General features: G+C 65.5%; 20 protein-coding genes and 2 pseudogenes. 17 read left to right on the top strand and 5 right to left on the bottom strand.

Annotated features, from left to right (window positions below; translation table 11 throughout):
* Positions 1 to 10: 10 nt before the first annotated feature.
* The 9 genes and pseudogenes from E3O48_RS15625 to E3O48_RS15585 all read left to right on the top strand — a co-directional run.
* Positions 11 to 1,351, top strand: coding sequence for a substrate-binding domain-containing protein (locus tag E3O48_RS15625; protein ID WP_241982575.1), 1,341 nt, complete (start codon positions 11 to 13; stop codon positions 1,349 to 1,351).
* 87 nt (positions 1,352 to 1,438) lie between these two features.
* Positions 1,439 to 2,323, top strand: coding sequence for an alpha/beta fold hydrolase (locus E3O48_RS15620; protein WP_134540258.1), 885 nt, complete (start codon positions 1,439 to 1,441; stop codon positions 2,321 to 2,323).
* A gap of 137 nt (positions 2,324 to 2,460) precedes the next feature.
* Positions 2,461 to 3,282, top strand: a complete 822-nt coding sequence (locus tag E3O48_RS15615; RefSeq protein WP_134540256.1) for a sugar phosphate isomerase/epimerase — start codon at positions 2,461 to 2,463, stop codon at positions 3,280 to 3,282.
* A gap of 48 nt (positions 3,283 to 3,330) precedes the next feature.
* Positions 3,331 to 4,488, top strand: a complete 1,158-nt coding sequence (locus E3O48_RS15610) for a substrate-binding domain-containing protein (RefSeq protein ID WP_134540253.1) — start codon at positions 3,331 to 3,333, stop codon at positions 4,486 to 4,488.
* 50 nt (positions 4,489 to 4,538) lie between these two features.
* Positions 4,539 to 6,104 (top strand): sugar ABC transporter ATP-binding protein, encoded by a 1,566-nt coding sequence (locus E3O48_RS15605; RefSeq protein WP_166788725.1) that lies wholly within the window; start codon positions 4,539 to 4,541, stop codon positions 6,102 to 6,104.
* Entirely contained in the window at positions 6,085 to 7,059 is a 975-nt protein-coding gene (locus E3O48_RS15600) for an ABC transporter permease (protein ID WP_134540247.1), read from the top strand. The genes E3O48_RS15605 and E3O48_RS15600 overlap by 20 nt, the downstream gene beginning before the upstream one ends.
* Before the next feature lie 26 nt (positions 7,060 to 7,085).
* On the top strand, positions 7,086 to 8,216 hold the full coding sequence (locus E3O48_RS15595; RefSeq protein ID WP_134540244.1) for an agarase: 1,131 nt from the start codon (positions 7,086 to 7,088) through the stop codon (positions 8,214 to 8,216).
* A 20-nt stretch (positions 8,217 to 8,236) separates the two neighbouring features.
* On the top strand, positions 8,237 to 9,436 hold the full coding sequence (locus tag E3O48_RS15590) for a Gfo/Idh/MocA family protein (RefSeq protein WP_134540241.1): 1,200 nt from the start codon (positions 8,237 to 8,239) through the stop codon (positions 9,434 to 9,436).
* Between the two features lie 327 nt (positions 9,437 to 9,763).
* Positions 9,764 to 10,021, top strand: a pseudogene (locus E3O48_RS15585) (DUF6510 family protein); the annotation flags it as partial.
* 81 nt (positions 10,022 to 10,102) lie between these two features.
* Here the strand turns inward: E3O48_RS15585 and E3O48_RS15580 are convergent.
* The 3 genes from E3O48_RS15580 to E3O48_RS15570 form a co-directional block, all read right to left on the bottom strand.
* Positions 10,103 to 12,601, bottom strand: coding sequence for a glycoside hydrolase family 65 protein (locus tag E3O48_RS15580; RefSeq protein WP_134540235.1), 2,499 nt, complete (start codon positions 12,599 to 12,601; stop codon positions 10,103 to 10,105).
* Positions 12,598 to 13,407 (bottom strand): HAD family phosphatase, encoded by an 810-nt coding sequence (locus E3O48_RS15575; RefSeq protein WP_134540232.1) that lies wholly within the window; start codon positions 13,405 to 13,407, stop codon positions 12,598 to 12,600. Before E3O48_RS15575 ends, E3O48_RS15580 begins: the two co-directional genes overlap by 4 nt.
* A 524-nt stretch (positions 13,408 to 13,931) precedes the next feature.
* Positions 13,932 to 14,789 carry an NAD(P)-dependent oxidoreductase gene (locus tag E3O48_RS15570; protein ID WP_134540229.1) on the bottom strand — a complete coding sequence of 286 codons (858 nt, stop codon included), beginning with the start codon at positions 14,787 to 14,789 and terminating at the stop codon, positions 13,932 to 13,934.
* A 41-nt stretch (positions 14,790 to 14,830) separates the two neighbouring features.
* Here E3O48_RS15570 and E3O48_RS18100 point away from each other — a divergent pair.
* A pseudogene (locus tag E3O48_RS18100) lies at positions 14,831 to 15,031 on the top strand (hypothetical protein); the annotation flags it as partial.
* A 32-nt stretch (positions 15,032 to 15,063) separates the two neighbouring features.
* Here the strand turns inward: E3O48_RS18100 and E3O48_RS15560 are convergent.
* The gene (locus E3O48_RS15560; protein WP_134540226.1) at positions 15,064 to 15,627 is read right to left on the bottom strand and encodes a TetR/AcrR family transcriptional regulator; all 564 of its coding nucleotides are present in this window, start codon (positions 15,625 to 15,627) and stop codon (positions 15,064 to 15,066) included.
* Between the two features lie 99 nt (positions 15,628 to 15,726).
* On the opposite strand from E3O48_RS15560, the gene E3O48_RS15555 reads away from it, so the two are divergent.
* From E3O48_RS15555 to E3O48_RS15525, 7 genes are all read left to right on the top strand, one after another.
* Positions 15,727 to 16,563, top strand: a complete 837-nt coding sequence (locus E3O48_RS15555) for an alpha/beta fold hydrolase (protein ID WP_134540223.1) — start codon at positions 15,727 to 15,729, stop codon at positions 16,561 to 16,563.
* A gap of 312 nt (positions 16,564 to 16,875) precedes the next feature.
* Positions 16,876 to 18,300 (top strand): protoporphyrinogen oxidase, encoded by a 1,425-nt coding sequence (hemG, locus tag E3O48_RS15550; protein ID WP_166788724.1) that lies wholly within the window; start codon positions 16,876 to 16,878, stop codon positions 18,298 to 18,300.
* Positions 18,297 to 19,532 (top strand): TIGR04053 family radical SAM/SPASM domain-containing protein, encoded by a 1,236-nt coding sequence (locus E3O48_RS15545; RefSeq protein ID WP_241982574.1) that lies wholly within the window; start codon positions 18,297 to 18,299, stop codon positions 19,530 to 19,532. Before hemG ends, E3O48_RS15545 begins: the two co-directional genes overlap by 4 nt.
* Position 19,533: 1 nt before the next feature.
* A complete protein-coding gene (locus tag E3O48_RS15540) occupies positions 19,534 to 20,622 on the top strand; it encodes a ferrochelatase (RefSeq protein WP_134540218.1) in 1,089 nt (362 codons plus the stop codon).
* 265 nt (positions 20,623 to 20,887) lie between these two features.
* On the top strand, positions 20,888 to 22,060 hold the full coding sequence (locus tag E3O48_RS15535; protein ID WP_134540215.1) for a sigma-E factor regulatory protein RseB domain-containing protein: 1,173 nt from the start codon (positions 20,888 to 20,890) through the stop codon (positions 22,058 to 22,060).
* The gene (locus E3O48_RS15530) at positions 22,057 to 23,016 is read left to right on the top strand and encodes an ABC transporter ATP-binding protein (RefSeq protein ID WP_134540212.1); all 960 of its coding nucleotides are present in this window, start codon (positions 22,057 to 22,059) and stop codon (positions 23,014 to 23,016) included. The genes E3O48_RS15535 and E3O48_RS15530 overlap by 4 nt, the downstream gene beginning before the upstream one ends.
* A gap of 106 nt (positions 23,017 to 23,122) precedes the next feature.
* On the top strand, positions 23,123 to 23,923 hold the full coding sequence (locus tag E3O48_RS15525) for an ABC transporter permease (RefSeq protein WP_134540557.1): 801 nt from the start codon (positions 23,123 to 23,125) through the stop codon (positions 23,921 to 23,923).
* An 18-nt stretch (positions 23,924 to 23,941) separates the two neighbouring features.
* Here E3O48_RS15525 and E3O48_RS15520 read toward each other — a convergent pair whose 3' ends face one another.
* Complete coding sequence (locus tag E3O48_RS15520; RefSeq protein ID WP_134540210.1) at positions 23,942 to 25,171, bottom strand: low temperature requirement protein A; 1,230 nt, start codon at positions 25,169 to 25,171, stop codon at positions 23,942 to 23,944.
* Positions 25,172 to 25,308 lie beyond the last annotated feature (137 nt).

Raw genomic sequence — 25,308 nt, 5'->3', positions numbered from 1 at the left:
CGTCGAAAAAATGCGCAAGTTCAAATTAATTCTTGCATTTGGCATGAGAAAAGATTACCTTGATGACACTAATAACGATATTCGCCAAAAGCGGAATGTTCAATGGCGCAAGGTTCGGGCTTACCCTTCGGAGCTTCTCGGTCATTACAAAACCTATTTTCTCGATCAAGGCCGATCATGTGGAAAGAGCATTTCAATGAAGAAATCAGCAGCAAGCGTTCTGGGGATCGCGGCGATATCAGCCCTACTTCTTACTGGGTGCAGCTCCGGAGGATCGACTAGCGTCGAGCAGGCGACCAACCCCCTGGCCGGCGTCACGGCCAAAGAACTCGTGCCAACCGGCATTTTGGGTCTCGGACCAAACGGCGTCAAATCAGGCAGCTTGAGCGACGTCGTCCTCACCGACGCCGAGGTCGCCCAGGCGAAAGAAAAGAAGTTCCGCGTCGGGATCGTCATGCAGACGATGAACATTGAGTGGTCGACGGAACAGGTCCGAGCGATCACGGACCGCCTGAAAGAGTTGAACGCCGAAGTCGTCGGCGTTGTTGACCCCAACTTCGATGTCACCAAGCAGGTGTCGGGCATCGAGAACATGATCCAACTCAAGCCCGACGCGATCATCAGCATCCCCGTTGACGACACCGCGACCGCTGAGGCCTACCGGAAAATAGGCCAGGCGGGCATCAAGCTCATCATGATGGACAACGTGCCAAAGGGCCTCGTGTACCCGGCCGACTATCAGGGCATGGTCTCTTCTGACAACCAGGGCAATGGCGCCGTTTGCGCGGAGGCCCTTGCAAAGTTCATCCCCAAGGGCGGAACCGTGGGCGTTCTTGATTTCGGCGTGGATTTCTTCGTCACCAAGGAACGCATGAAGGGCTTCGTTGACTGGATGAAGGCCAATCGGCCCGACATCAAAATCAAGACCCAGGAGTTCTTGGACCCGTCGAAGTCGGGACAGAACGCCGGCGACTTCCTCACGGCAAATCCCGACATCAAGGGGATGTTCGCCGAGTGGGAGGTTCCCGCACTGGCGATTGACCAGGCCGTCCGCGCCCAGGGCAAAACCATGCCGATCGTAGCCGTCAACATTGCATCCGATGTCGCCAACGAACTGGCCACGGGAGGCAACATCAAGGCGCTCGGCGCTCAGGTGCCTTACGACCAAGGACTCGCGGAAGCCGACATGGCGGTCAAGGTGCTGCTCGGAGGCTCAGTCCCGAATTGGCTTGCCTTCCCCGCGGTCCCGGTTCTTCAGCAAAACGTGCTCGAAGCGTGGAAGTCCGTTTACCACCAGGACCCAAGCTCACAGCTGGTCGATGCCTGCAAGGCGACTGAAGCCTGCGGCTAATCCGTAGGCAGCCCATCACACGGGTGGGTGTCAACTTCGTAACTCGACGTGAACTGAAAAAACAATAGGAAATAAGGAGTATCGACCATGGATATCATCCAGGACCACAACGGTGTCCCCGCAAAGCACGGACGAGCCCTCGTCAATGGCGTCCGACTGCACTACGTCGTCGCCGGGCAAGGTGAGCCGCTGTTTCTGCTGCACGGTGTACCAAAGACGTCATACCACTGGCGTCGCGTAATTCCTCTTCTGACGCCCTACTACACCGTCATCGCGCCGGACCTGCGCGGTCTCGGCGACTCGGAACATCCCAAGGACGGTTTCGACATGAAGAACATGGCGGAGGACATCGCCCAGTTGGCAACCCACCTTGGATACGACACGTTCAACCTTGTCGGCGAGGACTGGGGCGCTTCGACTGCCTACCAAGTTGCCGCTCAGTACCCCGAGCGAGTCACGAAGCTCGTCTACCAGGAAATGATTCTGCCCGGGTTCGGTCTCGAAGACTACTCGTTCCTGACCCGCGAGAACGTCAGCACCTATGTCTGGCTGTGGCACATCAACTTCTACAGCGTGCCGGACTTCCCCGAGCTCCTCATCACGGGCAGGGAGAGGGAATACTTTAATTACTTCATCAAGCACGAGACCCATAACCCTCAGGCAATCACGCCCGACGCGCTGGACGAATATGTACGGTGCTACTCCTCGCCCGGTGGCCTCCGCAGCATGTTCGAGATTTACCGTGCGACCCTCGATGACGCGGATCAGAACCACGAATCAGCGAAAACGAAACTGAAGATGCCCGTCCTCGCCGTCGGAAGTGAGTACTTCATCGGCGAGGACAACGAACGCCAGATGCGTGAGGTGGCCGAAGACGTGCGGGCCGTCATTCTCCCGTGGGGGCACCAGCTCGCAGAAGAGGACCCAGAGGCTCTGGCTGCTGCCTACCTCGACTTCTTCGGTCGAGACTAACACCGGAACGGGAGCCGTGCCGCTGCGCGAGTGGGGCACGGCTCCGGAAGCCCACAGTACAGAACCCTGCCGCAGGGCGCGGCTGAGGCAACTAGTGAGGTTCCCAATCGGGGTTACAGGAAAAGAGGAAGATTTCGATGAAATTCGGCTATCCGACGATCACCTGGGGCGGTGTCACAGGCACCCCGGGCGGTATCACAAGCATCAAAGACTCGTTTTATCGGACTAACGGCGACACCGCCGAAGCGCTATCCGACATTTCGGCGGCGGGGTTCACTGGAACCGAGCTTTTCGATGGCAATCTACTGGACTTCGAAGAGACTCCGGACACGCTGCTGGGGCTATTGGAGGCAGCGAAACTCGATCTCGTGAGCGTCTATACCGGCGCAAACTTCATCTACCCGGACATCCTTGGAGACGAATTTCACAAGATCGAGCGAGCGGCACAACTGGCACAGAGATTCGGAGCGGAAAGGCTCGTGTTCGGCGGAGGAGCGCAGCGCTTCGGAGGCGCCCATCCCGAAGACATCCGAAGCCTTGCGACCGGTCTGGACCGGGCCGCAGAAATCGCCGATTCGTTCGGGCTGGAGGCAAGTTATCACCCGCACCTCGGCACTCTGGTCGAAGGCCCGGAGGCGCTTATCGAACTCATGGAAATCTCGACCATCGACTTCTGCCCGGACACCGCCCATCTGGCGGCAGGCGGCGGTGATCCAGTTGCGCTGATTGAACAGTTCTCTGACCGCGTTGCACATGTGCACCTTAAGGACTGGGATCCAGGCACCGGCAGGTTCCTGCCCCTCGGGGAAGGTGTTCTCGACTTCCCCGCCATTGTTCGCGCTCTGAGCAAGTCCGGCTACGACAGTTGGCTGATGGTGGAACTCGACTATTACGACGGGCACCCGCGAACAGCCGCCGAGATTAGCAAGCGATACCTCGAAACACTTTTCCCCAGCTAAACAAACCCACCCCAGCTCCCAAGACCAACACAGGAAGACGCAACGCCCATGATCAAGTCCCGAACCAAAGCCGCGCTCGTCACCGGCGCACTTTCCGCCCTGGCGATGCTGCTGTCGGGCTGCGCCTCGAGCACGACATCCACGCCGCAGTCCGCGGCGGTTGTCATCGATGCAGGCTCCGTAACCCCACATGGCATCGTCGGCAAGGGGAAGAACGGGGAAGTGCCGGCAAACGTAAACGCGCTCAAGTTGAGTGCAGCTGACGAAGCCAAAGTCAAGGCAGGCAAGTTCACGGCTGCGATCTCGATGAACACTATGGATATCGACTGGTCGCGCCTCACCCTCCAGGGGATCCAAACGACCTTTGATTCCCTGGGAATCAAGGTCATTGGGGTAACTGATGCGAAGTTCGATGTGCAGCAACAGATTTCCGACCTTCAGAACCTGACCACGAAGAAGCCGGATGTCATCATCAGCATTCCGACGGACGACGTCGCAACAGCGCAGGCGTACAAACAGGTCGCTGCCGCAGGCATCAAGCTCGTTTTCATTCACATGCCTGCTGCTGGATTGACCTACCCCGCCGACTATCAGTCAGTGGTGGCACCCGACAACCAGGGCAACGGGGAAATCGCTGCGGCTGCCCTGTCCAAGTACATCCCTAAGAACGGTGTAGCCGGGATTGTGGATTTTGCTGTCGACTTTTACACGACTAACCAGCGCACTCTACGAGTCAAGCAGTGGTTCGCCGACAACCGGCCGGACGTGAAAGTCAAAGAGGTTGGCTTCACCGACACGAACGCTGTGGGTCCCATTACGGCCAACTTCGTCACGGCAAACCCCGATATCAAGGGTCTCTTCATCATTTGGGATTCTCCTGCCATGCAGTCGGTAGCTTCGCTGAGGAACGCAGGAGTCACCCTTCCCATCACGACGGTCGACCTCGGTACCGAGGATGGTGTGGATATGGCAAGCAACGGCTACATCAAAGCGATCGGCGCACAGCGTCCTTATGACCAGGGTGAAGCGGAAGCTCTGGCCGCGGCCAACGCCCTCATTGGAAACTCGGCACCCGCGTGGGTTGCGTTGCCGTCAGTCGCAGTAACGCCCGGGAATCTCCTCGAAAGCTACAAGAGCATCTTCCACACGGACGCGCCAAAGGAAATTGTCGACGCCTGCAAAGCTTCCGGAATCTGCGGCAAGTAGCGCCCGATGATCAACCCATGGTCGACCCCCCAGCGGCGAAAGGTTCCCTGATGAGTACACCCAAGGCGCAGACCGGCTCCGACAGCCAGGTGATGGGCACGCTCCTACAAGCGACCGGCGTAAGCAAGCTCTTCAGTGGCATCTACGCACTCAAAGATGTCGACTTCGACCTCAAAGCCGGTGAGGTACACGCCCTTCTTGGTCCCAATGGGGCCGGCAAGTCCACCCTCATTAAGATCCTTGACGGTGTGCAGCCTCAAGATCAGGGTTCTGTCGAAGTTGATGGTCGTCCTCGGAATGCGGGAGACATCGCCACTGTCTTCCAGGAACTCAGTCTGATTCCCTCGTTGACAGTTGCCCAGAATATCTTTCTCGGCAATGAGATCCACAATGCGCTTGGTCTGTTGCGAACCAAGGAGATGAATCGGATCGCAAAGGTCCTCACGGACCGACTGGGGTTGGACCTTCGCCCTGAAGAGCCGGTAGAGAACCTTTCCGTGGCCTCACGCCAACTGGTCGAGATCGCAAAGGCGATCCATCGAAACGCGCGCGTCCTGGTCCTGGATGAGCCGACTTCAACACTGACCAAGGCCGACCAGCTTCTCCTATTCACAAGCATCCGCGACATTCAAAAGGCGGGGGTTGGGATCATCTACGTCACACACCGACTGACGGAAGTATTCGAACTCGCTGACAGGGTCACCGTGATCAGGGACGGCCGGAAGGTGCTCACGGCGCAAGTTTCCGACATGGAGATGAAGTCGCTTGTGAGCGTCATCACTGGAACAAAGTCGGATGAGGTTGGGCCGTCTGCGCAAGACTTCGACCGATTTGTGCCAGCCGACGAAACTCAGCCGAAGACTGGTCCACGGCTCCATGTCTCCATGCTTTCGGGCGACCGCTTCTCGGATATCAGCCTGACGGTCGCCCCGGGACGGATCGTCGGCATAGCAGGACTCATCGGTACGGGACGAACTGAGCTGCTTGAGACGATTGCCGGGGTCCGGCGCAGCAGCGCAGGCGATATCCAACTTGATGGCCAGTCGGTCGCCTTCAAGAACGCATCGCAGGCGTTGAGCGCCGGCGTCGCGTTGGTTCCGGAGGATCGGCACCAGTCTGGCCTCGTTCTGCAGCACTCAATCCTGCGCAATCTCACACTCGCGCACTCCAAGGCGCTCCGACGCGGGCCGCTCGTGGACGAGGGCGCCGCCCGCACCCTGGTGCGTGGACTTGTCGAAACGCTGCAAATCAAAGCGGCCTCGATGGGAAGTCCCGTGCAGTCGCTTTCGGGTGGCAACCAGCAGAAAGTTGTCTTCGCAAAATGGATGCAACCAGGCGTTCGCGTATTGCTGCTCGACGAACCGACGCAAGGAGTCGACGTCGGTGCGCGACAGGAGATCTACAAGGTAGTTCATCGCTTTGCCGAGGAAGGCGCCGCAGTTCTGGTGGTGTCGTCTGACTTCGTCGAGCTTCAGGAGCTGTGTGACGAGATTTACTTCATGACGTCGACCACGATGAGCGAGCCCGAACCCGTCACGGCAAAAATGACAGATCAGTACATTTATTCGGCATTGAACGAAAGGGTGATCAAGAGCCATGAACGCGATCAGCGCTAGCGCCGTCACTAAGCCGCGATTTGGCGGCAGGTCGGGCGGCGACTTCATTAGGGAATATTTCGTCTACATCGCACTAGCGGCACTGATCGTCTTCTTCGCGTTTGCGTCGCCGTATTTTATGACAACGCAAAACCTGGCCAATATTGGCCGGCAAACTGCGACGGTCTCAATCGTCGCAGTCGGCATGGCCTTTGTGATTATCAACGCCCAGATCGACTTATCCGTCGGAAGCGTCTTCGCGCTTTGCGGTATGGCATCGGCCCTGGTTATGCAACACGTCGTCAACTTCTGGCTTCTCGGCGCCCTCGCCGCAATCGCCGTAGGCGTCGTATTTGGATTCCTCAATGGTTTGGTCACAGTAAAACTCGGAGTGCCGAGCTTCCTCGTCACTCTGGGAATGCTTGGGGTAGCTCGCGGCATCGCCCTGCTCATCACCGACACCAAACCAGTGCTGATTTCTAACCCCGCGTACTTCCAGATCTTTGGAGAAAGTACTTTCCTGGGACTACCGATCGCCGTCATTTGGACCCTCGTGATCGTGGCCATCGGTGTCGTTGTTCTCCATAAAAGCATCTTTGGACTTCGTGTCTTCGCAACGGGAGGCAACCCTCAGGCGGCCCGGTTCACGGGAGTCAACACCCAGCGCACCATCATCCTGTCGTTTGTTATCACCGGCGCTCTTGTGGGTCTCGCGTCGCTGCTCTTCACCGGCATTGCGCACGCTGCGCGACCAGACCTGGGTAGCGGTCTTGAACTGGATGTGATCGCCGCAGTGATCCTGGGCGGCGTGAGTCTATTCGGTGGTCGCGGAACAATAATCGGCGTTCTGGCGGGTTCGCTCATCATCGGAATCATGAACAACGGCTTGGTGCTGATGGGGGTCAGCTCCTCAGTTCAGCAGATCATCAAGGGGATCATCATCATCGCCGCCGTATCGCTGAGCAAAAAACGATAATCACGTCGGAAAGGACAGATCAGATTATGGCTGCACCAGAAAACCCAGGAACTCGTTTCTTCACCGTTGCGCAGAGCGCGACCGGATCATGGAGCTTCATCGATCCCGAGGGAAAGCCGTTCGTGTCCCTCGGCGTGAACCACATCGACGACTCGGATTTGCGATATCCCCACAATGTCGACGTGTGGAATGAAAGATATGGATCTCGGCAGAGATGGGAACAGGGCGTTGTTGCAGACCTGCAGTCGCTGAACTTCAACACCATCGGTTGGACAAGCCAGTACATCAGCGGGGGGTGGGGCGAGGCGCTCGACTGGTTCGGTGACCCCGTCGATCTTGGCCACTCGTATCCGTGGCCCGATCGCGACCTGCTTGAGGCGGGTATGCCCTATGTCGTGCAGCTCCGGGTGCAGGAAATCGAAGACTGGAATGGCCACCCCGCATACCGCGACGTGTACGGCGAAGACTTCGCCAAGTATGCGGACTGGCTTGCACGACGAATGACTTCAGATCACAAGGACAGCTCAAACCTCATCGGATACTTCCTCGTCGACATCCCTGGGTGGATACCCCACGCGGCGGGACGGTTCTGGCCAGGCTTCGACGGCCTGTCCCCGGAAGAGCACGACGCCAAGTTGCACGACGTGGCACAGCAGTACTACAAGATAATCACCGAGGCCATTCGGCGCTATGACCCAAACCACTTGATTTTGGGCGACCGCTACAACGGCAACAAGGGCATCCCCGAAGTGGTGCTCCGCGCGATGACCGACTACGTTGACGTTCTTTCCGTGCAGTACTTCACCGGCAAATCCCCGGAGGAATACGCGACGATGATCGGCGATCTCCGCAACTGGCAGCAGCTCACCGGCAAGCCCGTACTGATCGCCGATATCGGCAACTGGGTGCCCACCGCGATGAATCCACACCGCACAAGCGACATGGAAACGCAAGAGGAACGCGGACAGGACTACGCGAGCGGTCTGGCAACGATCATGCAGGAGCCATGGATCGTCGGCTGGCATTGGTGTGGTTACATCGAAAACCTGGGTCGCGGCTGGGGAATCAAGGACCCCCAGGACAATTTCTACACCGATATGACAGACCCCATGCGCGCAGCCAACGCCGCCGCGCAGACCACGATCGCCGACCGCTAAAACGAGACTTGGAGCACAGGATGAAGAAGATAAATATTGGGTTGATCGGCGGCGGGTTCATGGGCAAAGCCCACTCGCTCGCATATTCGGGCGTGCCGATGTTCTACTGGCCGTCGGAGTTTCTCCCGGTCAAGCACACAATGGCGGAGGCCACGCCGGAGCTCGCGGCCGACGCGGCGAACCGATTCGGGTTCCAACACTCGACCAGCGACTGGCGAACGGTGGTGGAAGACCCGGACATTGACGTCGTTGATATCGCAACTCCGAACCATCTTCACGCTGATGTTGCGATTGCGGCACTTCGGGCCGGGAAGCACGTGATCTGTGAAAAGCCGATAGCGCGAACCGTCGACGAGGCAAAAGCCATGTACGAGGCGGCGCGTGAGGCGAAGGTCACCAACATGGTGGCGTTCAACTATCGGCGTACTCCTGCCGTCGCCCTGGCGAAGCGCTACATCGACGAGGGCGCGATCGGCGACATTTTGAACGTCAGGGCAACCTATCTTCAGGACTGGTCCGCAGATCCGAATTCGCCGCTGTCGTGGCGCTTCCAGAAGTCGATTGCCGGCTCCGGGGCGGTGGGCGACATTCTCACGCACGTTGTCGACATCGCACGTTATCTCGCTGGCGACATCACTTCGGTAACGGCGATGACCAAGACGTACATTCCCGAGCGACCGATCCAGTCTGCAGGAACGGACAGTCTGGGGAACTCCAAAATTGCGACCGGGCCAAAGGGCGTCGTCGACGTCGACGACGAAGTACTGACGCTCGTAAGGTTCGCATCGGGTGCTATCGGCTCACTCGAAGCCACGCGAAACGCATGGGGACGAAATAACTTCATCACGGTAGAGGTGCATGGATCAGAAGGATCCATCTACTTCAACTACGAAAACCGCGATGAGCTTCAGGTTTGCTTCAAATCAGATCAGGACGACCGTCGAGGATTCAGAACCGTATATACGGGGCCGAATCATCCAAACGGTGCCGCCCTGTGGCCGATTCCCGCGTTGGGCATCGGGTACGGCGAAACCAAAATCATTGAAGCGCACGACTTCTTCCACGCCGTGGTCAATGGCACGGAAGTGCGTCCCGACTTTGCGGATGGATACCAGGTAGCACTTATCGACGAGGCCATTTTGGAATCCGCCTCGACGGGCCGGTGGACCGATGTTCCCATTCTCGATCGTGTCACCGGCAAGTTGAGCCCATCTGTGTGACCGAGGAACTGGCGGGTGCCGGGCGATCACTCTTTGCTCGGCGCCCTCCAGAACGGTTTTCGAAGGTCAGCAATGAGGGAGTTCACGTGCATGAGCGCAGGAGATTGTGAGCCGGAATCATCGGCGGTGGCTTCATGGCAGAAGTGCATGTCTGGGCAATTCGAGCAAACGGGCCTCATGTAAGTGGGATCAACAGCTCCACCAGAGACAGGTGCGAGGGGCTCAGTCCCATTTTCAAGGGAGCCAGGCGACTTTAAAGTTGATTGCCTGCTGTGCCTTTGTTCGTGAAAGAGTGCTCATTGTGCCAGTACCGCGCACGCCGCGGCCGGGGCCCTCTCCGAGATCTTCACCTTCGACGTGACGATGGCACGCGGGCGGTGCGAACAGTGCGCGGCCGTCGCGGCGCTGGCGACCGCACGGTGGTACCCCGACTCGCACGGCCTGGTGCTGCGCTGCTCGCTCTGCGAGGGAGTGCTCTTGCGCCTGGTCGACCACGACGACCGCAGCGGGGTCGACCTCCGCGGCCTCAGTTTCCTTGAATTCACGCCCCAGGAACGGCGGGAGTCTGAAATTGACGCAGTTTGAGGCCGAGGCCGAGGCCGATGCGGATGCCGCAGCCGACGGCGCCGAGGTTGAGCGCCGCTGGTCAGTCGCTGAGCCCGCTGGTCAGTCGTTGACCTCGAAATCGAACACGTGCGCGATCGTGGGGATCGACGAAGTGATGACGGTACCGTCCGCGCGGCGGCCGCCCTCGATCGCCGCGGGCGAGGGGGCGCCGGCGTCACGCAGCCCCTGGTGGGACAGCGGGACGGTCACCGGGTGGCCGGCCAGGAGGTCGAAGGCAACCCCGCGCACGGCCAGCCTGGCCGCGTCGCCCTCTTCGATCGTGAGCACGATCTCCTTCTGGCGAAGATCGAAGCGCACCCGGGTGCCTCTGAGGGTGATCCGGAAGGTGAGTTCCTCCCAGTCGACCGGCAGGCGCGGGTCGAGGGTGATCCGCCCGTTGTGGTCGCGCAGGCCGCCGAAGCCGTAGACGAGCGCGCTCCAGACGCCGCCGGCCGAGGCCACGTGCACGCCGTCCGCCGCATTGTGGTGCAGGTCGGCGAGGTCCACGAAGAGCCCGGAGGTGAAGTGCTTGAGGGCGAGCTCGTGGTAGCCCACCTCGGCCGCGATGATCGACTGGACCACGTCGGAGAGGGTCGAGTCTCCGGTCGTGATCGGGTCGTAGTAGTCGAAGTCGGCGCGTTTCTGCTCGGCAGTGAACTGGTCGCCCTGCAGGAGGAGGGCAAGCACGACATCCGCCTGCTTGAGCACCTGGAAGCGGTAGATCACGAGGGGGTGGTAGTGCAGCAGCAGCGGCCGGTTGGCCGCCGGCGTCGCCGACAGGTCCCAGCGTTCCTTCTCGAGGAACTGGGCGTCCTGCGGGTGGATGCCCAGGGTCTCATCGAACGGGATGTGCATCGCCTCGGCGGCGAAGGCCCACTCCACGACCTCGGTCTGGTCCAGGCCGAGCCGGGCGACCATGGCGTTGTAGGAGTCGATGTCGATGTAGCGCAGCCGCCGCACCGCGGTGACGGCGGACCGGAGGTTGGCCCTGGCCATGATGTTCGTGTACAGGTTGTCGTTGACGACGGTCGTGTACTCGTCCGGCCCGGTGACGCCGTGGATGTGGAAGACGTCGTTGCCGTTGCCGCGCCAGAATCCGAGGTCCGCCCACATCCGGGCGGTCTCGACGAGGATGTCGATCGCCTCGCGGGAGAGGAAGTCCTCATCGCCGGTCGCCGCCACGTACTGGCCGAGCGCATAGGCGACGTCGGCGTCGATGTGGTACTGCGCGGTTCCCGCGGCGTAGTACGCCGAAGACTCGAGGCCGTTGATGGTGCGCCACGGAAAGAGGGCGCCGAGCTGGTTCAGCTCGCGGGCGCGCATCCTGGCGTGGTCGAGCATCGCGTGCCGGAAGCGCAGGGCGTTCCGCGCCGCGTTCGGGGACGTGTAGGTGAGGAACGGCAGCACGTAGACCTCGGTGTCCCAGAAGTAGTGGCCGCCGTAGCCGGAGCCGGAGACCCCCTTCGCGGACACACCCTGGCCGTCGGCGCGCATCGAGGCCTGGGCGAGCTGGAACAGGTTCCAGCGGGTGGCCTGCTGGAGCGAGGGCTGGCCGGCGAGCTGGACATCCGTTCGGGCCCAGAAGGCGTCGAGCCAGTCGCGCTGCGCCGTGAGGATGGCCTCGAGGCCTTCCTTGCGCGCCCGGTCGAGGGTGCGGTCGCAGCGGTCGGCGAGCTCCTGGGTGGGCACGCCGGTCGAGGTATGGTAGCTCAGCGTCTTGGTGATGCGGATGACGTTGCCCTGCGTCGCCTTGATCTTGTAGACATGCTTGGCCATGTCGTCGCCGATCTGCGACGACTCCTCGAACTCGTTGGCGGTGTCGATCGCGTGGTCGGCGCCACAGGCGATCGTCATGCCCGAGTTGGTGCAGCGGAAACCGAGGATGTAGCGGCCGTCGGAGGCGCGCTTGAACCGCGGCTGCAGCACCCGGTCGGTGAACGACTCCGCCTTGCGCGGGTCGAAGTCCTTGCCGCCCCCGGCCCTCGGGGCGTCGTACTCGCCCATGCCGTCCTGCCGGTTGAGGATCTGGCTGGAGATGACCACGGAGGCGTCGGCGTCGAGCATGGTCACCTCATACTGCAGCACCGCCAGGTGGCGTTCGGTGAAGGAGACCACCCGGCGGGACCGGATCAGTACCCGCTTGCCCGACGGCGTGCGCCAGACCAGGGAGCGGGACAGCACGCCGTCGGCGAAGTCCAGGCGACGCTCGTAGCTGAGCAGGTCGGCCAGGGTCAGCACGAGGGGCTCGTCGTCGACGTAGATGCGGATGACCTTGGCATCCGGCGCGTTGACGATGGTCTGGCCGACGCGGGCGAAGCCGAAGGCCTCTTCAGCGTGCCGGATTGGCCACGTCTCGTGGAAGCCGTTGATGAAGGTGCCCTGCACGTGGCCGTCGCGACCCTCGTCGACGTTGCCGCGCAGGCCGAGGTAGCCGTTGCCGACCGCGAACAGGGTCTCGGTGCGGCCCATGTCCTCGCCAGAGAAGGCGTTCTCGACGAGTGCCCACTCGTCGACGGGGAACCGGTTGCGATCGAGGGGATCCGAGGGGTTCAGGTTCATGCGTTCGCCTCCGTGGTGGCTGAGGTGGTGTTCGGGGTGATAGTGACGGATGCCGGCACGAGCTCGTCGAGGTCGGAGACCACGATGTCGGCGCCCGCGTCGAGCAGGGTCTGCCTGCCCACGCCGCGGTCGACGCCGAGCACGAGGCCGAAGTTGCCCGCGCGGCCGGCCTGGATGCCCGACTGGGCGTCCTCCACGACGACGCACTCAGCGGCGGTGAGGCCGAGCAGCTCCGCGCCCAGCTCGTAGGTGTCAGCGGCCGGCTTACCGGCGAGTCCGCGCGAGGCGGAGAGGAGGCCGTCGACGACGACCTCGAACCGGTCCCGGATGGCCGCGGCGGCGAGGGTCAGCTCGCCGTTGCGCGAACTGGTGACGACGGCAACGAGCAGTCCGGCGCTGGTGACGAAGTCGAGGAACTCGATCGAGCCGGGGTACGGCGTCACGCCCTCTTCGGCCAGGGTCTCGTTGAAGGCCTCGTTCTTGCGGTTGCCGAGGCCGCACACGGTCTCCTGGTCGGAGGCATCCCTCGGCAGCCCGTCGGGGAGCGTGATCCCTCGGGAGGCCAGCAGGCTGCGCACACCGTCGTAGCGGGGCTTGCCGTCGATGTACTCGAAGTAGTCGGCGTCGCTGTACGCGGGGGAGACGCCCTGCTCCTCCAGGTACGGGGTGAACAGGCGAGACCACGCGTGCATGTGCACGTCAGCGGTCGGAGTGAGCACCCCGTCGAGGTCGAACAGCACGCCGCGCAGGCTGTGCAGGCGGTCGAGCGTTTCGGCGTGAGAAAGGGGGTTCTGCGGAGAAGTCATATGTCGTGCCCTGCTCGGTATCGGCCTGGAATGGGGTTCTGCTTGTCAGAATGACGGTTGATCAGGATGCGGGCCGAGGTGGAGGTTCTGCCACTGAGTTGTCGCGGGGGAATGTCATCGCTTGAGTAAGAGCCCTTCCGGCCACCGGTGCTCGGCTGCAGGCGGAGCACCACGGGAGTGGCTTGATTGGATTGATCGAGAGGCGGCCGGGCGGTGAAGGTATCTCAGCCAACGGCGGCAAAGATCGCGATTGACGACACGCGAACCACGTCCGGGGAAGGCATGCGTCGTTATTACAGCAACGATTCTATGCCCCGGGCGGGGTTTTTCCACCTGTGGGTTTCGGACTCCGGCCGACGGCGTCGACGGCGGCCGCGAAAAGCCCCGGCTGCACCACGCCTGGGGGAGGCGAGGTGGCGGCCGGGGCCGATCGTGTGGAGTGGGGGACTCCGTCAACCACGGTACGGGGGATGGGCTGGGTGCCGGCTGGGCAGGCCCGGGATCGGATGAGCAAGCTGACAGGTTCAGGGCCGCGGTGCGGCGTGGTCCCGCCAGCTGTGCTCCGGGGCGTAGCCGAGCATCCGCCTGGCCTTGTCGATGCAGAGCAGCGTCTCGTTGGCGCCGACCTGCTTGCGGAACTCGACGCCGGGGAACACCTCGGCGGCGAGGTCGGCGTTGGGTCGGCTCATCACCGTGTCGGCGGCGGCGATGATGAAGGCCTCGAAGCCGGGCCGGGCGTTCTCCAGCGCGCGCAGCACGGCCTGTGCGCCGTCGCGGCCGTCGATATAGCCCCAGAGGTTCCACTTGCGCCGGGTGGCGTCGCTGTCGAAGGCGGGGAACGCGGCGTAGTCCTCGGGGTCCATCACGTTGGAGAACCGGAGGGCGGTGATGCTCAGCGTGGGGTCCCAGCGGGTGAGCTGGATCGCCATCTGCTCTTCCAGGTGCTTGACCAGCGAGTAGGTGCTCTCCGGCCTGGCCGGATACTCCTCGTCCACGGGGAGATAGGGCGGGTCGGTCTCGAACGGCAGGCCGAGCACCGTCTCGCTCGACGCGTAGACCAGGCGCCGGATGCCCGCCCGCCGGGCCGCCTGGAACACGTTGTAGGTGGAGAGGATGTTGTTGTGGAACGTGGCGACGTCGGGAACCAGGCCCGGGGCGGGGATGGCCCCCAGGTGCACGATCGCGTCGAACCCGGTGTGCCGGTCATCGACGCCGAGGACCGCGTCGAGGACCTGGCCGTAGTCGGTGAGGTCGATCAGCACGAGACCGTGGCTCTTCTCCCCGGCCCGGTCGAGGTTGAGCACCTGGTGCCCCTCCTCGGTGAGCCTTCGCACGACGGTCCTGCCGAGTTTGCCGCTTCCGCCGGTGACCATAATTCTCATCTTTTGCTCCCTGGGTTCCTCCGCCATGCTACGAGGCTTTCGTGCCTCGCCGGGACGTCCTGGGCTACCGGCTTCCCCCGCTGCCCTGGCTCGGCTGGGTCTCGCCGCTGCTCGGTTCGGTGATCTTCGCCTGGCGCGGCCGGCCCTTCCTCGCCGGCGCCGTGGACGAGGTCAAGGCCAGGAAGCCCGGCATGATGCTGCTGATCTCCCTCGCGATCTCGGTGGCCTTCCTTGCCTCCTGGAGCCGCACGCGTCCAGGAGCCGGAGGCCGACCTCAGCGCCGCAGGGCCGCGTCGATGAGGATCTCCGCGGCGTCGCGGGCCGAGCGGGCGGCATCCGCGCTGCCCGAGATCGCCGCGGTGGTCTGAGCGCCCTCGGCCAGGATGGCCAGCTGCGGGGCCAGGCTCGCCGGCGCCCCCGCCTGCTCGACGAGGTCGGCGACGTAGCGCTGGAACGACTCCTTCTGCTCCCGCGCGGCGAGGGCGACGGCGGGAACAGTGGCGCCGAGCTCACCGAAGGCGTTGATGAAACCGCAGCCTCGGTAGTTGCCGTCGGTGAACCAGTCGTGGAGGAAATCGTAGATGGACAGCAGCCTGTCCGTCGGGGTGGACACCGCGTCGGCGGCGCGGGCGATCCCCGAGGTCCACAACTCGTGGCGACGGTCGAGCACAGCGAGCAGGATCGCCTTCTTCGAGTCAAAGAGCGAGTAGAGCTTCTTCAGGGAGATCCCGGTCTCCGAGCGCAGTTCATCCATCGTGACCGCCTGGATGCCGCGGGCATAGAACAGTCGGTCCGCCGCGTCGATCGCAGCTTTCTGGGCGTCACTTCGTTCGTCCATTGAATTCACACAACCTCACTTGCGCAGAGAACGCATGTTCTCTACACTATCAAACAGATCAGAGAACGATCGTTCTCTGCCGATGAAAGGAATCGAAAAATGTCGTCTATCACTGTCGGAACCGAGAACAGCACGAATATCGACCTCTACTACGAGGACCACGGCAGCGGGACGCCCGTCGTGCTGATCCACGGGTATCCGCTCGACGGCAGGTCCTGGGAGAAGCAGACCGCAGCCCTCCTCGACGCCGGCTACCGGGTCATCACCTACGACCGTCGCGGATTCGGCCAGTCCAGCCAGCCGGCCGCAGGCTACGACTACGACACCTTCGCCGCGGACCTCAACACCGTACTCGAGACCCTCGACCTGCAGGGTGTGGTGCTGGCCGGCTTCTCGATGGGCACCGGCGAGGTCGCCCGGTACCTCAGCACCTATGGCTCGGCCCGGGTGGCGAAGGCCGCCTTCCTCGCCTCGCTGGAACCCTTCCTCCTCCAGACCGAGGACAACCCGGACGGTGCGGCGCCGAAGGAGTTCTTCGACGGAATCGTCGCCAGCGTGAAGGCGGACCGCTACGCCTACTTCACCGACTTCTACACGGCTTTCTACAACACCGAGGAGAACCTCGGTACCCGGCTGAGCGAGGAGGCCCTCCGGCACAGCTGGGACGTCGCCGCCGGGTCCGGGTTCTACGCCGCGGCCGCGGCCCCGCTGAGCTGGATCACCGACTTCCGCCAGGACATCCCCAGGATCGACGTGCCCACCCTGATCGTGCACGGCACGCGCGACAACATCCTGCCGATCGACGCGACAGGGAGGCCGTTCTCCCGGCTCCTCCCCGACGCGGAGTACGTGGAGATCGAGGGCGCGCCGCACGGCCTGCTCTGGACCCACGCCGCCGAGGTGAACGCCGTACTGCTCGCCTTCCTCGCGCGCTGACGCCCCATCGGGAGCCGGCGCAAACCCGGCTCCCGACGGCCCCGGCAGTGCATATACCTGAATAGGAATGGATGTCGCAAGTGCCGGACGGTGCGGGTGCCGGGCGCAGGTCGAGAGCCGTTTCCCGTGCTCGGCCCCGCTCGGCCCCGTGCTCGCCCGTGTTGTGCACAGACGTGCAAACCGACGACTTCGGTTGTGCCGCCGCCCGTCTGCCGCGAATTCCGTGGCATCGACCGCCGTAGGATCGGAGATGACAAGGATTGCCACAGGGCGTCGGCTGCGCTGGTTCCCCGGCAATTGGAGGAATATACAGTGCACTCGCGACCAAGGATTGTCATCATCGGCGGCGGAATCAGCGGATTGACGAGTGCACACTATCTGCACCGCCGGCTCGGGGACGGGGTGCAGGTCACCCTAGTCGAGGGTGGTCCGCGGCTCGGCGGGAAGATCGCCACGGTGCCGTTCGGCGGCCAGGCCGTCGACGTCGGACCAGACGCCCTGATGGTGCGTTCCCCCGTCGTCGCCACCCTGATCGACGACCTCGGCCTCGGCGACCTCGTCGTCGAACCCAACGCGGGCGGCGCACGGATCTGGTCCCGCGGCAAGCTCCGCAGGCTCCCGGCCGGCACCCTGTTCGGCATCCCCGACCGGCTGCTGCCCCTGCTCTGGAGCGGACTGCTCTCCCCGTCCGGGGTGGCCAGGGCGGCCCTCGACATTGTGCTGCCCCGCCGCCGCGGCCCGAAGCCGGCCGATCCGACGATCGCCGAGCTGGTCCGCCCACGGATGGGAGCGGAGGTGTTCGACCGACTGGTGGACCCCCTGCTCGGCGGAGTGCACGCCGGTCGGGCCGACGAACTCAGCGCCCACAGCACGGCTCCCGACATCGAGGGCCTCGCCCGCACCAACCGCAGCCTCTACCTCGCCCTCGGCCGGCGCCGCCGCGCCGCCCCGCCGAAGACCGGCGGCGCCGCCCTGGTCACCCTCCGCGGCGGACTGGCCACCCTGATCGACGCCCTCGCGGCCCGGCTGGCCGGCGACGACATCCGTCTCGGCAGCCCGGCGTCACTGGTCACCCGCACCGCCGACGGTTACACGGTCGACCTCGCCGACGGCACGAGCATCGAAGCGGATGCCCTCGTGCTTGCCACCTCGGCCGAAGTGGCCGCCGGGCTCCTCGGCGGCGAGTCGCCCGAGCTGGCCGCCGCTCTGGCCGACGTGCCCTACGTGGACGTCGCCACCGTCTGCCTCGCCTACCCGCGCTCCGCGGCCCCCGCCGAACTGCACGGCACCGGATTCCTCGTTCCGCCGATCGAGGACAAGCTCGTGGTTGGCTGCACCTGGTCGAGTGCGAAATGGCCGCACCTCGCCAACGACGAGCTTGTGCTGATCCGCTGCATGGTCGGCCGGCGCGGCGACAACCGCTGGCTCGACCTCGACGATGACGCCCTCGTCGACCTCATCCACGGCGAACTGGTCGAGGCTATGGGGCTGACCCAACGCCCGGTCGAACGGCATATCGAGCGGTGGCCCCAGGGGATGCCGCAATACGTGGTCGGCCACCAGGCCCGCCTCGACGCCGCGGCGACGGCCCTGCTGGCCCTTCCCGGCATCCGGTTGACCGGGTCGTCGTACCGGGGCGTCGGACTGGCCAGCTGCATCGTGGACGCCGAACGCACGGCCGACTCGCTCGCCGCCCTCCTCTCCGGTGACCGGCCCCTCACCGAGGTGGCGTCATGAGCGGCGCGGACCTGCACGGCGCGGTCCTGCCCGGCGGGGTCCTGCCGGTCGAGGTCATGAACACCGTCGACCAGGCCGGAGTGCTCCCCAGCGTGCCGACCCGGAAGCGTGGTCCCGGCCCTGACTACGCCCTGCGGCCGATGCTCGTCTTCTGGGAGACCACCCGCGCCTGCGCGCTTGCCTGCAAGCACTGCCGCGCCAGCGCGACCATGCAGGCCCTGCCGGGCGAACTCAGCACCGAACAGGGCAAGAACCTGATCGACCAGGTCGCGGGCTTCGGCCGCCCCTACCCGATCCTCGTGCTCACCGGCGGCGATTGCCTGATGCGGCCCGACCTCTTCGAACTCGTCGACTACGCGACGGGACTCGGCCTGCCGACCGCGCTCTCCCCGTCGGTGACGCCCACCCTGACCGCCGAGATGATCGAGAAGATCGTCGCCAGCGGGGTCAAGGCCGTCTCGATCAGCCTCGACGGCGCGATCGCCGCGACCCACGAGGGCGTGCGCGGCATTCCCGGCCACTTCGACGACACCGTGCGGGCCATCCGGGCGCTCTCCGCGGCCGGGCTGACCGTGCAGGTGAACACGACGGTGATGCGCGCCAACGTCGACGAGCTGGCGGATGTCGCGGCCCTCATCGCCGACGCGGGCGCGTCGATCTGGGAGGTCTTCTTCCTCGTCCAGGTGGGGCGAGGGGTGTCCACCGAGGCCGTCTCCGCCCTCGAACACGAGGAGATCTGCCACTTCCTCTTCGACGCGTCCCAGCACGGCTTCATCGTGCGCACGGTCGAGGCGCCGTTCTTCCGCCGGGTGGTCGCCCGCCGCCGGGCCGGCGACCCCGCACCCGCCACGGCGCGTTACCTCGCGCTGACCGAGCGGCTCGAAACCCTGATGGGGCCTCCGATCGGGTTGCCCCGGGCGCAGACGGCCTCGACCAGGGACGGCAAGGGCATCGTGTTCGTCGCTTACGACGGGGAGGTCTACCCGGCCGGGTTCCTGCCGCTGGGCCTCGGCAATGTGCTCACCACGCCGCTCGCGGAGATCTACCGGGACAACTCCCTGCTCAAGCAGATCCGGGCCACCGAGTTCACCGGGCGCTGCGGCAGCTGCGACTACGCCGACCTGTGCGGCGGATCCCGGGCCAGGGCCTACGCCGACAGCGGCGACCCGCTCGGCGAGGACCCGGCCTGCCCGTACCAGCCGGCCGCGGCGGCGCTCGACGCCGGGGCCTGACGTGGGAAGCGCCACGCCGGCCTACGACGCCGTGCTGCTGCTCGGGTTCGGCGGGCCGGAGGGTCAGGACGACGTGATCCCGTTCCTCCGCAATGTCACCCGCGGGCGCGGCATCCCGGAGTCCCGGCTCGAGGCCGTGGCGACGCACTACCGGGCCCGCGGCGGGATCAGTCCCGTCAACGAGCAGAACCGGGCGCTGAAGTCGGCGCTGGAGAGCGAACTCGCCGGCCGCGGCATCGACCTGCCGGTCTACTGGGGCAACCGCAACTGGGTACCCTACCTCGGTGACGCCGTCGCCGAGGCTGCGGCGGCCGGGCACACCCGGCTGCTCGCGCTCACCACCAGCGCGTACAGCTCCTACTCGAGCTGCCGGCAGTACCGCGAAGACCTGGCCCAGGCGGCGGCGCGCACCACACTCGCCGGCCGGGTGACCCTCGACGCGGTGCGACCGTACTTCGACCACCCCGGCTTCGTCACTCCCTTCATCGACGGACTCCGGACTGCCCTCGCCGCCCTGGCCGGGCGGAACGTCGCGACCGGCGACACGCACATCCTCTTCACAACCCACTCGATCCCGTCCGCGGATGCCGCCGCGAGCGGCCCGCGGGACGTCGGCTGGGGGCCGGGCGGCGCCTACGTGGCCCAGCACCGTGCCGTGGCCGAGGTGATCATGGCCGCGCTGCCGGAGACCGGCCGCCCGGACTGGTCGCTGGCCTACCAGTCCCGCTCCGGCCCGGCCGGCATGCCCTGGCTCGAGCCCGACGTCAACGACGCGATCAGCGGCCTCGCCGCCGCCGGCGGCACGGCCGTGGTGGTCGTCCCGCTCGGCTTCATCTCCGACCACATGGAGGTCATCTGGGACCTCGACACCGAGGCCGCCGCCACGGCCGCCGCTCACGGCCTGGCCTTCCTGCGGGTTCCCACGCCCGGTCTCCACCCGGCGTTCGTCGCCGGCCTCGTCGACCTCCTGCTCGAGCGCATTCCGACCGGAGCGACCCCGGTGCGGGCGGCCCTGACCTCCCTCGGGCCGTGGCGCGATGCCTGTTCCCCCGGCTGCTGCGAGAAGGCCGCGGCGCGTCGCCCGGTCTGACCTGCTCGCCCAAGAGCGGATGGCGTGCCCGCGCGCCGCCGACCGCGCCTGCTGCGCCGTTGCGCTACAAGCGCACCAGGAGCGAAGCGGCGCAGGTGGCGCGCTCGGCGCCGGCTTGCGCCGCGCGCCGGCTCGGCGGGCACGGCGGGCACCGCGCGCTGAGAGTTCGCCGAGTGCGGGGGCATCCGGCACCCGGGAGGGGTGTGGTCCGGCGAGGCCGGACGTAGGATCGCAGTATGAATTGCGTCAGTCGAAGGAGGCTGTCATGACCCGCCGTTTGCGCACCTGGCTCCCCGTGGCGGTCGTCCCCGCCGTCGTCATCGTCGGCGTGCTGACCGTGCCGCTCCAGGCCGGCGCGGCCGTGGACCTGCCCGACAAGACCCCGGCCCAGGTGCTCGCCATGATCGGCGACAGCAACGTGACGGCGCTCTCCGGCACGATCGAACAGACCTCTGAGCTCGGCCTCCCCTCCCTCCCCAGCACCGGGTCCGGTGCGGATGCCTCCGCCTCCTCCGCGCTCGAGCTTCTCACCGGTTCGCACACGGCCCGGATCTACCTCAACGGGCCGGACAACGTGCGCGTGCAGATCATGGACCGGCTCGCCGAACGCGACCTTGTGCGCAACGCCTCCGACGTCTGGATGTACAACTCGAAGGACAACACCGCCCTCCACGTCACCCTCCCCGACACGACCGGCATGACGAGGCCCCAGCCGGACGGCGCCCAACAGACGCCGGCGCAACTGGCCGAACGGATGCTCGCGTCGATCGACCCGAGCACCGCCGTCACCGTCGGCAAGGACACCCGGGTTGCCGGCCGCACCGCCTACGAACTGCGGCTCACTCCGCGCACCGACGCGACCCTGGTCGGCGAGGTGTCGATCGCGGTGGACGCCGAAACCGGGATGCCGCTCCGGGTCGAGGTGCAGGCCCGCGGCCAGTCCGCCCCGGCCTTCTCCCTCGCCTTCTCCAGGCTCTCCCTCGACGCGCCGAATGCCGACCTGTTCGACTTCACCCCGCCCGCCGGCGCGAAGGTCGAAGAGAAGACACTGCCGGACCCGTCGGTGATTCATGACAGCGCGATTCATGACAGCGCGATGCGCGACAAGGCCATGACCGGAACGAAGATGCCCGCCACCGCGGAGGAGGCGAAGAAGCTCCTCGAGGAGCTGAAGGCCGAGCAGCCGAAGAACGGCGGCGGCATGCTCCCCGGCGTGACCGTTGACGGCACCGGTTGGGCATCCGTCGTCGAACTGCCCGCCGGCACTGTCACGGCCGACCTCCTCGCCAACCCGCTGCTCGCGCAGGTGACCGAGAGCGTCGACGGAGGCCGGCTGCTGTCGACCGCGCTGGTCAACGTGCTGGTCACCGACGACGGCCGGGTGTTCGCCGGATCGGTTCCGGCGGAGCGGCTGCAGGCCGCGGCCGTCGGGGGGTGACCTCCGCTACCCCGTCCGTCGAACTGGCGATCGAGACCCGGGGGCTGACCAAGCGGTTCGGCCACCAGACGGCCGTCGACGGCATCGACCTGTCGGTGCCGCGCGGTGCCGTGTTCGGCTTCCTTGGCCCCAACGGGTCAGGCAAGACCACGTCGATCAGGATGCTGCTCGGGCTCGCCGCCGCCACCAACGGCGACATCGCGGTGCTGGGCCAGGAGATGCCCGGCCGGCTGCGCGACGTGCTGCCGCGGGTCGGGGCCCTGGTCGAGGGGCCGGCCTTCTACCCGTTCCTCTCCGGCGCGGCCAACCTCCGCCGGCTCGACACCGCCGACCCGGGCGCCTCGTCGGCCACGCGTTCCGCCCGCGTGCACCGGGCCCTCGAGCGGGTCGGCCTCACCCACGCGGCCGGCAAGAAGGTGCGCGCCTACTCGCTCGGTATGAAGCAGCGGCTCGGCATCGCGAACGCGCTGCTGGTTCCGCGGGAGCTGCTCGTGCTCGACGAGCCGACGAACGGTCTCGACCCCCAGGGAACCCGGGAGGTGCGCAGCCTGGTGCGGTCGTTGGCCGCCGAAGGCACCACGGTCTTCGTCTCCAGCCACCTGCTGGCCGAGGTTGAGCAGATGTGCACGCACGCGGCCGTGATGAGCGCCGGCAGCCTGGTGGCGCAGGGCACGCTCGACGAACTGCGCCGGGTGGGCGAGGCCCATCTGCGGGTGCGCACCCCGGATGTCGCCGACGCCCGCCGGGTGCTCGCCGGGTTCGGAATCGCGGCGGGCGACCCGGTCACCGACGACCTGCTCAGCGCGCCCTTGCCCGAGGGTGCGGCGGCCCCCGAGACGATCGTCGCCGCTCTCGTCGCTGCCGGAGTGCGCGTGCGCGGGTTCGCGGTGGTGGGCGCCAGCCTCGAGGAGCGGTTCGTGGCGCTGACGGGAGAGGGGTTCGACGTTGTCCAGTGACACCCGGCCCGCGGATGCCTCGGCATCCGTCACACCATCGACCGGCCTCCCGGGGCCGGGCACGCCACTGTCCGACCGGCCGCGGCCCTCCTCCGGCTGGGCGCTGATGGTGTCGGAGCTCACCGTGCTGTTCCGGCGTCGCCGCACCTGGGCGATGCTGCTCGCGCTGGCCGCCGTGCCGGTGCTGATCGCCGTCGCCGTGCGGCTGGCCAGTTCGCCCGTGGCGCCGGGGCGTGGCCCGCCCTTCCTCGACCGGGTCACCCAGAACGGCCTCTTCGTGGCGATCACCGCGATGGTGGTCTGCATTCCGCTGTTCCTGCCGCTGACGATCGGCGTGGTCGCCGGCGACACCATCGCCGGTGAGGCCGGCCTCGGCACGCTCCGCTACCTGCTGGTGGCCCCCGCCGGGCGGGTGCGCCTGCTCATCGTCAAGTACGCGGGCGCCGCGGTGTTCTGCCTGGCCGCCACCCTCACCGTCGCCGTCTCCGGCGCGGCCATCGGTGCCGCCCTGTTCCCGATCGGCCCGGTGACGCTGCTCTCCGGCGACATGATCGGGGTGGGGGAGTCCGTGCTGCGTTCGCTGCTGATCGCCGGATATGTCACCATTTCGATGCTCGGCCTCTCGGCGATCGGCCTGTTCATCTCCACCCTGACCGAGGTGCCGGTCGGCGCCATGGCGGCCACGATCGTGGTGTCGGTCGTGGCGCAGGTGCTCGACGCGCTCCCGCAGTTGGACTGGCTGCATCCGTGGCTGTTCAGCCACTACTGGCTCGACTTCGCCGACCTGTTGCGCCAGCCGCTCGAGTGGACGTCGTTCGGCAACAACGCGCTGCTGCAGGGCGGCTACCTGCTGGTCTTCGGGGCGCTGGCCTATGGCCGGTTCGTCACCAAGGACATCCTGTCCTGACGCCGGTGACTGAGCCCGTCACCTGACTCGACGGGCGTAGGAGAACCAGGTGAGGCTGCCGAAGATCCAGACGGCGCCGAGTGTCAGCATCAGCAGCAGGATGTGCAGCCACGGCGGCGGGGCGAGCCAACCGAGGAGGAGAGCAACGGCCGCCGCCGTCACCAGCGCCGCCGCGACCGGGCGGTAGACCGGAGCCTTGCTCTGCCAATTCGCGAGCGAGGTCGCGACGAGGACGAGAGCGAGGGCGCCGACGGCCACCGAAACCGACAGCAGCATGGCCGCGGGAGCCGCGGTCGGACTCCTCGGCACGTGTTCAACCATGCTGACCATGATCCCGCCGGTCGCGGCGATCGTCATTGTCACCGCGAGATGGCCGACGAGCCACCTTGCCACTGCACCTCGATCAGACCTCACCCGGCTGGCCGCCACGAAGTCGAAGTAGCTCCACCAGTAGGCGAACCCGATTCCGAGCCCCAGGATCCCGGTGACGATGGCGCTCGGCGTGCGACCGGCATCCGCGATGCCATTGACGACCCCGACCACCACCTCGCCCAGCACGATGATGGTGAACAGGTCGAACCGTTCGATCAACGACGCGCTCACGTTGATGCTGGTGTCGCGGGTGGCCCCGTTCCGCCAGTCCAGGATGACGATGCTGCCCAGCCAGCCGACGACGACGACCGCCCACACCGCGAGGCGCGCCGTATCCGGGAGCAGCGCGCTGGCCCCGACGAGAGCAGCCGAGACGACGACGCCGACGATGTACGGGGTCGCCCTGGAACGCAACTCTCGGTCGTCCTGGCGCCGCACGGTGTACCAGAGACAGGCGAGCAGGAAGAGGTAGGCGCTGTAGACAGCGGCGAAGGCCGGGCCGTCGCCTGCCGTCGCCTCACCGGTGAACACGGCGAGGAGCCCGAGCACGGCCATTTGCAGAAAGACGTTCGACCGGGTGCGCCCATCGGAGCGGCCGTGCAGGTCGTGATAGGTGGCCCCGTTGACCCAGGCCAGCCAGATCAGTCCGAACACGATGGCGAACCGGCCCACGCCCGCCCACGTCACGTCCCCCGAGAGATGGTGGGCGGCCTGGGAGATGACGACGACGTAGACGAGGTCATAGAAGAGTTCGAGGAAACTGACCTCGCGCCCCTGGATGACGTCGCCGTGGGCCCGGGGCGGCTGCCAGAAGTGGCGCCGGAAGGCAGCGGCGGATGCCCAGGAGAGCGGTGCGCCACCCGGTTGGTTCGACATGCGCGCTCCTCGCCTCGGCTGCCGTTCTGTTCAGACTCTGAGAGTAGCTCAATGGGGCAGGACGCCCAGGGCAGAGCACGGGTCATGCGCGCGGTCGCGGCGCGGGCTCACTGGTGGTCGATCCGGTCGAGACCCTG

It is taken from the genome of Cryobacterium sp. HLT2-28 (assembly GCF_004402495.1).
Taxonomy (GTDB): domain Bacteria; phylum Actinomycetota; class Actinomycetes; order Actinomycetales; family Microbacteriaceae; genus Cryobacterium; species Cryobacterium mannosilyticum.
The sequence above is the reverse complement of the archived record's forward strand: the minus strand, read 5'-3'. Positions and strand labels throughout refer to the sequence as shown.

Excerpts from the sequence above, each read along its gene's own strand:
- E3O48_RS15545 (WP_241982574.1), top strand. The coding sequence starts at position 18,297 with ATGAGCGGCGCGGACCTGCACGGCGCGGTCCTGCCCGGCGGGGTCCTG.
- E3O48_RS15520 (WP_134540210.1), bottom strand. The coding sequence starts at position 25,171 with ATGTCGAACCAACCGGGTGGCGCACCGCTCTCCTGGGCATCCGCCGCT.
- E3O48_RS15590 (WP_134540241.1), top strand. The coding sequence starts at position 8,237 with ATGAAGAAGATAAATATTGGGTTGATCGGCGGCGGGTTCATGGGCAAA.
- E3O48_RS15620 (WP_134540258.1), top strand. The coding sequence starts at position 1,439 with ATGGATATCATCCAGGACCACAACGGTGTCCCCGCAAAGCACGGACGA.
- E3O48_RS15535 (WP_134540215.1), top strand. The coding sequence starts at position 20,888 with ATGACCCGCCGTTTGCGCACCTGGCTCCCCGTGGCGGTCGTCCCCGCC.
- E3O48_RS15625 (WP_241982575.1), top strand. The coding sequence starts at position 11 with ATGCGCAAGTTCAAATTAATTCTTGCATTTGGCATGAGAAAAGATTAC.
- E3O48_RS15615 (WP_134540256.1), top strand. The coding sequence starts at position 2,461 with ATGAAATTCGGCTATCCGACGATCACCTGGGGCGGTGTCACAGGCACC.
- E3O48_RS15525 (WP_134540557.1), top strand. The coding sequence starts at position 23,123 with ATGGTGTCGGAGCTCACCGTGCTGTTCCGGCGTCGCCGCACCTGGGCG.
- E3O48_RS15555 (WP_134540223.1), top strand. The coding sequence starts at position 15,727 with ATGTCGTCTATCACTGTCGGAACCGAGAACAGCACGAATATCGACCTC.
- E3O48_RS15610 (WP_134540253.1), top strand. The coding sequence starts at position 3,331 with ATGATCAAGTCCCGAACCAAAGCCGCGCTCGTCACCGGCGCACTTTCC.
- E3O48_RS15605 (WP_166788725.1), top strand. The coding sequence starts at position 4,539 with ATGAGTACACCCAAGGCGCAGACCGGCTCCGACAGCCAGGTGATGGGC.
- E3O48_RS15570 (WP_134540229.1), bottom strand. The coding sequence starts at position 14,789 with ATGAGAATTATGGTCACCGGCGGAAGCGGCAAACTCGGCAGGACCGTC.
- E3O48_RS15575 (WP_134540232.1), bottom strand. The coding sequence starts at position 13,407 with ATGACTTCTCCGCAGAACCCCCTTTCTCACGCCGAAACGCTCGACCGC.
- E3O48_RS15580 (WP_134540235.1), bottom strand. The coding sequence starts at position 12,601 with ATGAACCTGAACCCCTCGGATCCCCTCGATCGCAACCGGTTCCCCGTC.
- E3O48_RS15595 (WP_134540244.1), top strand. The coding sequence starts at position 7,086 with ATGGCTGCACCAGAAAACCCAGGAACTCGTTTCTTCACCGTTGCGCAG.
- E3O48_RS15560 (WP_134540226.1), bottom strand. The coding sequence starts at position 15,627 with ATGGACGAACGAAGTGACGCCCAGAAAGCTGCGATCGACGCGGCGGAC.
- E3O48_RS15600 (WP_134540247.1), top strand. The coding sequence starts at position 6,085 with ATGAACGCGATCAGCGCTAGCGCCGTCACTAAGCCGCGATTTGGCGGC.